The sequence below is a fragment of the Pseudomonas sp. YuFO20 genome (genome assembly GCF_035064975.1).
Lineage (GTDB): Bacteria > Pseudomonadota > Gammaproteobacteria > Pseudomonadales > Pseudomonadaceae > Aquipseudomonas > Aquipseudomonas putida_AE.
In genome coordinates this window covers 1-6,957 of sequence record NZ_JAXDEO010000112.1, presented here as the reverse complement: position 1 = coordinate 6,957, position 6,957 = coordinate 1, and the positions used below count along the sequence as shown (strand labels likewise).

7 protein-coding genes are annotated in these 6,957 nt (G+C 58.1%); 1 reads left to right on the top strand and 6 read right to left on the bottom strand.

The window, feature by feature from the left end; genetic code table 11:
- Positions 1-106: 106 nt before the first annotated feature.
- From msrQ to SOP85_RS30320, 6 genes are all read right to left on the bottom strand, one after another.
- Positions 107-727 carry a protein-methionine-sulfoxide reductase heme-binding subunit MsrQ gene (msrQ, locus tag SOP85_RS30345; RefSeq protein WP_323629327.1) on the bottom strand — a complete coding sequence of 207 codons (621 nt, stop codon included), beginning with the start codon at positions 725-727 and terminating at the stop codon, positions 107-109.
- Positions 727-1,740: a protein-methionine-sulfoxide reductase catalytic subunit MsrP gene (gene msrP / locus SOP85_RS30340; RefSeq protein WP_323629326.1), complete on the bottom strand. Its 1,014-nt coding sequence runs from the start codon at positions 1,738-1,740 to the stop codon at positions 727-729. The genes msrQ and msrP overlap by 1 nt, the downstream gene beginning before the upstream one ends.
- 63 nt (positions 1,741-1,803) lie before the next feature.
- A complete protein-coding gene (pssA, locus tag SOP85_RS30335) occupies positions 1,804-2,661 on the bottom strand; it encodes a CDP-diacylglycerol--serine O-phosphatidyltransferase (protein WP_274074596.1) in 858 nt (285 codons plus the stop codon).
- A 144-nt stretch (positions 2,662-2,805) separates the two neighbouring features.
- Positions 2,806-3,822 (bottom strand): ketol-acid reductoisomerase, encoded by a 1,017-nt coding sequence (ilvC, locus tag SOP85_RS30330; protein ID WP_007909969.1) that lies wholly within the window; start codon positions 3,820-3,822, stop codon positions 2,806-2,808.
- A 45-nt stretch (positions 3,823-3,867) separates the two neighbouring features.
- Entirely contained in the window at positions 3,868-4,359 is a 492-nt protein-coding gene (ilvN, locus tag SOP85_RS30325) for an acetolactate synthase small subunit (protein WP_003176102.1), read from the bottom strand.
- Positions 4,360-4,361: 2 nt separating this feature from the next.
- Positions 4,362-6,086, bottom strand: a complete 1,725-nt coding sequence (locus tag SOP85_RS30320) for an acetolactate synthase 3 large subunit (RefSeq protein WP_274074595.1) — start codon at positions 6,084-6,086, stop codon at positions 4,362-4,364.
- A gap of 397 nt (positions 6,087-6,483) precedes the next feature.
- On the opposite strand from SOP85_RS30320, the gene SOP85_RS30315 reads away from it, so the two are divergent.
- Positions 6,484-6,903 carry a DUF4124 domain-containing protein gene (locus SOP85_RS30315; protein WP_323608702.1) on the top strand — a complete coding sequence of 140 codons (420 nt, stop codon included), beginning with the start codon at positions 6,484-6,486 and terminating at the stop codon, positions 6,901-6,903.
- Positions 6,904-6,957 lie beyond the last annotated feature (54 nt).

Sequence of the window (6,957 nt, the reverse complement as noted above, 5' to 3'; positions counted from 1 at the left end):
TGCTGTCAAAACTGCGTAACTCATTGTTTACCAAGGAGTTTTCCGTTTCGACTGCGCCGGAAGTGGGGCGAATTATAGGCTTCCAGAATCTGCCGTCAACCACTAATTAGGCCTTTTTGGCAGAAGCGCCCTTTTTAGCCACCAAACGCGGGATTCGACGCGCCAGGGGCGGCAGCCTCAGCACTAACAACAGCGCACCTATGGACGCATAGATCGCCCACTCCTTCAGATCGGCACGCACGATCCAGAGCATGTGCAGCAATCCGAGCACCAGAATCAGATACGCCAGACGATGCAGCTTCTTCCAGCGCACGCCCAAACGCCGCTGACTGTAGCGATTGGAAGTGCACGCCAACACCAGCAAACACAAAAAGCCCAAGGCCCCGACAATGATGTACGGACGTTTGCGCAGCTCCACACCCAGCTGCGACCAGTCGAACCCAAGGATGAACGCCAGGTAGGCGCTCAAATGCAGGACGACGTAAGCGAAACACCACAACCCCAGTTGCCGCCGGACAGCTATCCACCCGGCCCAACCCGTGAGCTTTTGCAGCGGCGTCATGCTCAATGTGATGAGCAACAGAACAAGCGTCCCCAACCCCAACCGATCCACCAGCACCTTGCCAGGATCAGGCCCCAGTGCATCCTGCCACGCCTGGTACAACCACAGCAGCGGCCACACCATTGCACTCACGAAAACCGCTGTACGCCAGAGCGGATGGCGCATCAGTAATTCTTCCGCAGATCTAGCCCTGCATATAAAGAAGCGACTTCATCCGCATAGCCGTTGAACATCAGCGTGTCGCGTACATTCGGCTTGAACAGGCCACTGGGCAATCGACGCTCGCGCGCCTGAGTCCAGCGCGGGTGGTCAACCGTAGGGTTCACGTTCGCGTAGAAGCCGTACTCGTCGGAGGCAATACTCTGCCAGGTGGTTTCAGGCTGCTCGCTCACCAAGCTTATCCGGACAATGGACTTGATGCTTTTGAACCCGTATTTCCATGGCACCACCAGACGCAGGGGCGCCCCGTTCTGATTCGGCAACTCACGCCCGTACATGCCCACCGCCAGTATTGCCAGTGGGTTCATGGCTTCATCCAATCGCAGCCCTTCTACATAAGGCCAGTCGATCAAGGCGAACCCGGACCGTTGGCCTGGCATGCTCTTGGGATCCTGCAGGGTTTCGAAGCGGATGAATTTGGCTTTTGACGTAGGCTCCACCTGTTTGAGCAATGCCGAAATCGGGAAACCGATCCATGGAATCACCATCGACCACGCCTCCACGCAGCGCAGACGGTAGATGCGCTCTTCCAACTGATAAGGCTTCATGAAGTCTTCCAGCGCATACCGCCCAGGCCGGCCCACCTCCCCGTCCACGACCACGGTCCAGGGTTGGGTCTTCAGTGCGCCGGCGTTGGCAGCCGGGTCGCCTTTGTCTGCGCCGAACTCATAGAAGTTGTTGTAGTGCGTGGCGTCCTTGAACGGGGTGATCGCCTCATCCTTGACGGTGACGGCGCCCCACTGGGTGGATGGAAGCTTTTCGGCAAACCAGGACGGTGCCTTGCCAGGCTCGACATCCGGGTAACGCGCCGCTTCATCGGCCACAGCCCATCGAGGCAGACTGCTCACGGCCAATCCGGCCACGGCCGCACCCAAAACATTGCGTCGGGAAAAATAGAGGGATTCAGGCGTGACGTCCGACTCATGGCAGTCGGACGCTTTTGGGACTTTGATCAGCATGGCTACTCCGCAGCATTGGAGAACAGACGCACCAACGTACTGCGGAGTATGAGGGAAATTACATCACTCGGCGCTTTTGCGCCGACGAAGATGTAACAGGTATTGCACGGGACCTGAGGCTGCGTAGCCGAGGAATACCAGGAGCAGGATACGCGGCGGATCACTGAACACGACTGCAAACACCAGCACCACGGCGAGGATCGCCACGAAAGGTACGCGCCCCTTCAAATCCAGTTCCTTGAAGCTGTTGTATTTGATGTTGCTGACCATCAGCATGCCGGCCGCCGCAACCAACAGCGCCACCAGGAAGGACATCTTCGAACCCTGGATGCCGTAATCGCTGAACGCCCAGACTATCCCCGCCACCACACCGGCTGCGGCCGGGCTGGCCAGACCGATGAAATAGCGCTTGTCGGCGGTACCGACCTGGGTATTGAAACGCGCCAGGCGCAACGCCGCGCCCGCTACATAGATGAAGGCGACCATCCAGCCGACCTTGCCCATGTCGCCCAGGGCCCAGCCGAAGGCGAGCAATGCCGGTGCCACACCAAAGGCGACCATGTCCGACAGTGAGTCGTACTCGGCACCGAAGGCGCTCTGGGTATTGGTCATGCGCGCAACGCGGCCGTCGAGGCCGTCGAGCACCATCGCCACGAAAATCGCGATGGCGGCAAAGGCGAAATACTTGCTCGCACCGATCGAGTCACCGGCGCTCAAGGCAGCCTGGGCACTCATCGAGTTGATGATGGAATAGAAACCGGCGAACAGGTTCGCCGTGGTAAACAGATTCGGCAGAAGATAGATACCACGATGCCGGACTTTACGGCCTTCAGCGTCATGCCCTTCTTCGACATGTTCATCGATGGGCAGCAGGCTTTCGGCGTCAGAGGCCTGGTTTGGCTCTTCGGGACGTTCGCTCATGGACATTACCTTGCAACGGGGTGGAAAGTTTCGACAGGTGTCTGGGACGACGGTTCGACCGCAAACGATGCAGCTTTATACCAGAACCAGCCCCCCAAACGAAAAAACGCGGCCTAAGCCGCGTTTTTCGTACAAGAGCTCGACTTAGTTCTTGGCTTTGTCGACGATCTTGTTGGCACCGATCCACGGCATCATGGAGCGCAGTTGCTCGCCGATGACTTCGATACCGTGCGCGGCGTTGTTACGACGCTTGGCGGTCATCGAAGGATAGCCGGTAGCGCCTTCGCTGATGAACATCTTGGCGTATTCGCCGTCCTGAATACGTTTCAGGGCGTTGCGCATGGCCTGACGGGATTCGGCGTTGATGACTTCCGGGCCGGTCACGTACTCGCCGTACTCGGCGTTGTTGGAGATCGAGTAGTTCATGTTGGCGATACCGCCTTCGTACATGAGGTCAACGATCAGCTTCAGTTCGTGCAGGCACTCGAAGTAGGCCATTTCCGGCGCGTAGCCAGCTTCAACCAGGGTTTCGAAACCGGCTTTTACCAGTTCAACGGTACCGCCGCACAGAACGGCTTGTTCGCCGAACAGGTCGGTTTCGGTCTCGTCCTTGAAAGTGGTTTCGATGATGCCGGTACGACCGCCACCCACGCCAGCTGCGTAGGACAGTGCTACGTTTTTAGCGTTGCCCGAAGCGTCCTGGTAGATCGCGATCAGGTCAGGGATACCGCCGCCTTTGACGAACTCGGAACGCACGGTGTGGCCTGGCGCCTTCGGCGCGATCATGATCACGTCGAGGTCAGCGCGTGGCACTACCTGGTTGTAGTGGATCGCGAAGCCGTGGGAGAAGGCCAGGGTGGCGCCTTTCTTGATGTTCGGCTCGATTTCGTTCTTGTACAGAGAGGACTGGAACTCGTCCGGGGTCAGGATCATGACCAGGTCGGCAGCAGCAACGGCGGAAGCAACGTCAGTCACTTTCAGGCCGTGGGCTTCAGCCTTGGCAACGGTGGCCGAGCCTTTGCGCAGGCCAACAGTCACGTCAACACCGGAGTCTTTCAGGTTGCACGCTTGAGCGTGGCCCTGGGAACCGTAACCGATGATGGCAACTTTCTTGCCCTGGATGATCGACAGGTCGCAGTCTTTATCGTAGAAAACTTTCATGAATTTCCCCTATATCAGGCCGTTCAGGCCATTCGCTAATTTGGTTTAGATGCTGAGTACTTTGTCGCCGCGGGCGATACCGGTGACGCCACTGCGGACGGTCTCCAGGATCGAGGCGGTGCCAATGGACTGGATGAAGCTGTCGAGCTTGTCGCTGGTACCGGTCAATTGAACGGTATACACGCTGGCACTGACATCGACGATCTGTCCACGGTAAATATCGGTGGTGCGCTTGATCTCGGCGCGCTGGGCGCCGGTGGCCTTGACCTTGACCAGCATCAGTTCGCGCTCGATGTGAGCACTTTCCGACAGGTCGACCAATTTGACCACTTCGATCAGCTTGTTCAGGTTCTTGGTGATCTGCTCGATGACTTCATCGTGACCCACGGTGGTCAGCGTCAGACGCGACAGGGTCGGGTCTTCGGTTGGCGCCACGGTCAGGCTTTCGATGTTGTAGTTGCGCTGCGAGAACAGGCCGACTACACGAGACAAAGCGCCAGGTTCGTTTTCCAGAAGCAAGGAAATAATGTGCCGCATGATTAAGTACGCTCCGTCTTGCTCAGCCACATATCGCGCATGGAGCCGTCTTTGATCTGCATCGGGTAGACGTGCTCGCTGGTGTCGACCGAAATATCGATCACCACCAGGCGATCTTTCATGGCGAACGCCTCTTCCATCTTCGACTTCAAATCTTTCGAATCGGTAATGCGCACGCCAACGTGGCCGTAGGCCTCTGCCAGCTTGACGAAATCAGGCAGCGATTCCATGTAGGAATGAGAGTGGCGGCTGCCGTAGCTCATGTCCTGCCACTGGCGAACCATGCCCAGCACACCGTTGTTCAGGATGACGATTTTTACCGGCAAACCGTATTGCAGGCAGGTCGACAGTTCCTGAATGTTCATCTGGATGCTGCCCTCGCCCGTTACGCAGGCGACGTCGTCATCCGGAAAGCTCAACTTGATACCCATGGCCGCCGGGAAGCCGAAGCCCATGGTGCCCAGGCCACCGGAGTTGATCCAGCGGTTCGGCTTGTTGAACTTGTAGTACTGCGCCGCGAACATCTGGTGCTGACCCACGTCGGAAGCAACAAAGGCATCGCCCTTGGTCACTTCGCACAGGGTCTCGATCACCGCTTGCGGCTTGATGACACTGCCGTCGCCCTTGTCATAAGGGAACAGGCCGCGGTCACCGCGCCACTCGTCGATCTGCTTCCACCAGCTGGCAACGGACTCCTTGTTCGGGGTCTCGCCGATTTCCTTGAGGATCGCGACCATTTCGGTCAGGACGCTCTCGACCGGACCCACGATAGGCACATCGGCCTTGATGGTCTTGGAGATCGAAGCCGGGTCGATGTCGATGTGAATGATCTTGGCGTTCGGGCAGAACTTCGATGCGCCGTTGATGACGCGGTCGTCGAACCGTGCGCCGACGGCCAGGATCACGTCAGCATGGTGCATCGCCAGGTTGGCGGTGTAGCTGCCGTGCATGCCCAGCATGCCGATGAACTGACGGTCGGTGCCAGGGAAACCGCCCAGGCCCATCAGGGTATTGGTCACTGGCAGGTTGAGCATTTTCGCCAGCTCGGTCAGCGGCGCGGAGCCGTTGCCGAGAATCACGCCACCGCCCGAATACATCACGGGACGCTTGGCCGCCAGGAGCATTTCTGCCGCCTTGCGGATTTGCCCCGAGTGGCCGCGAACGGCCGGGCTGTAGGAGCGCAGCTTGGCTTTTTTCGGGAAGATGTATTCGAACTTCTCGGCCGGGTTGGTCATGTCTTTCGGGATATCGACAACGACAGGACCAGGACGACCGGATTGCGCCAGGTAGAAGGCTTTCTTCATGACTTCCGGGATTTCCGACGCGTGCTTGATCATGAAGCTGTGTTTCACGATCGGCCGGGAGATACCGATCATGTCGGTTTCCTGGAAGGCGTCGGTACCGACCATGGTGCTCGGCACCTGGCCGGAAATCACCACCATCGGAATGGAGTCCATGTAGGCCGTGGCGATACCGGTGATGGCGTTGGTCGCGCCCGGGCCGGAAGTCACCAGTACCACGCCGGCTTTACCGGTGGCACGGGCGTAGCCGTCAGCCATATGGGTCGCGGCCTGCTCGTGACGAACCAGGATGTGGGTCACTTCCGGTTCTTTGAACAGGGCATCATAGACATGAAGAAGAGCACCACCCGGGTACCCGTAGATATATTTGACGCCTTCGTCACGCAAAAAGCGGACGAGCATCTCACCGCCAGATAAAAGCTCCACGTTGTTCACCTCTAAAACGCCAGAATACCGCCCACAAAAGGGACGGGTCTTAATAGGTTTACTTCTCAGCAGAGCATGAGCGACGGTGGTCGCCGACTACGTCAGCACTGACTGAGCAAGTATTGGGATCGTCCCAAGTGTTGCGGGCCTTTCCCACCCAGCGCGAGGTAACGCGTTGCGGGTGTAACAGGTCGGCGCGGATGTGCGCCTCATGATCTGCCGAGTGGGTCTGCTTCTGGCAGTCCCTCTACAGCGGACTTTGGATTCTTCTGTTTCGTCCCCTGCAAGTCAAGTCGTCTATGAGGTTTATTCTACTAACCACATGAGAACGCAAGAAAAAACCTGTAAACCCCCAGTGTGTTAGCTTCAATTGCGCAACTTTTGACTAGGAATTGGCATGCGTACGCACTTCTTCATCGCCGGCCTGATGGCCGCCCTCAGCCCGCTGTCCCTGGCCGCGCAAATTTACCAGTGGGTCGACGCCCAGGGCGTTACCCATTTCGATGCGCAACCGCCCAGGGATCAGCCAGCCACGACCCTCGTCACGCCCGCCTCCTCTGGAAAATCGGGTACCGCCGCACAGAGCGGCGCCATTGGTGACCAACAGGCGATCGACAAGTCGGTGAAGCAGCAGGTGGCCGAGCAACAGAATCAATTGAGGGCTTTCTGCGAACAGGCACGAACCAACCTGGCGCAGTTGCAGAATAATCCGCGCTTGAGAGAGGAAGTGGATGGCCAGATGCGGCGTCTGGATGACTCCCAACGCCAGGAGCGCATCGGCGAAACGCAGAAACAGATTGCCGACAACTGCATGTAGGAGCTGTCTCGTGGAACGAGGCTGCGATCTTTTGATCTTTGAAAAGATCGCAGC

Bases quoted from the DNA above. Each gene is read 5' to 3' on its own strand.
- msrP (WP_323629326.1), bottom strand. From the start codon at position 1,740: ATGCTGATCAAAGTCCCAAAAGCGTCCGACTGCCATGAGTCGGACGTC.
- pssA (WP_274074596.1), bottom strand. From the start codon at position 2,661: ATGAGCGAACGTCCCGAAGAGCCAAACCAGGCCTCTGACGCCGAAAGC.
- ilvN (WP_003176102.1), bottom strand. From the start codon at position 4,359: ATGCGGCACATTATTTCCTTGCTTCTGGAAAACGAACCTGGCGCTTTG.
- msrQ (WP_323629327.1), bottom strand. From the start codon at position 727: ATGCGCCATCCGCTCTGGCGTACAGCGGTTTTCGTGAGTGCAATGGTG.
- SOP85_RS30315 (WP_323608702.1), top strand. From the start codon at position 6,484: ATGCGTACGCACTTCTTCATCGCCGGCCTGATGGCCGCCCTCAGCCCG.
- ilvC (WP_007909969.1), bottom strand. From the start codon at position 3,822: ATGAAAGTTTTCTACGATAAAGACTGCGACCTGTCGATCATCCAGGGC.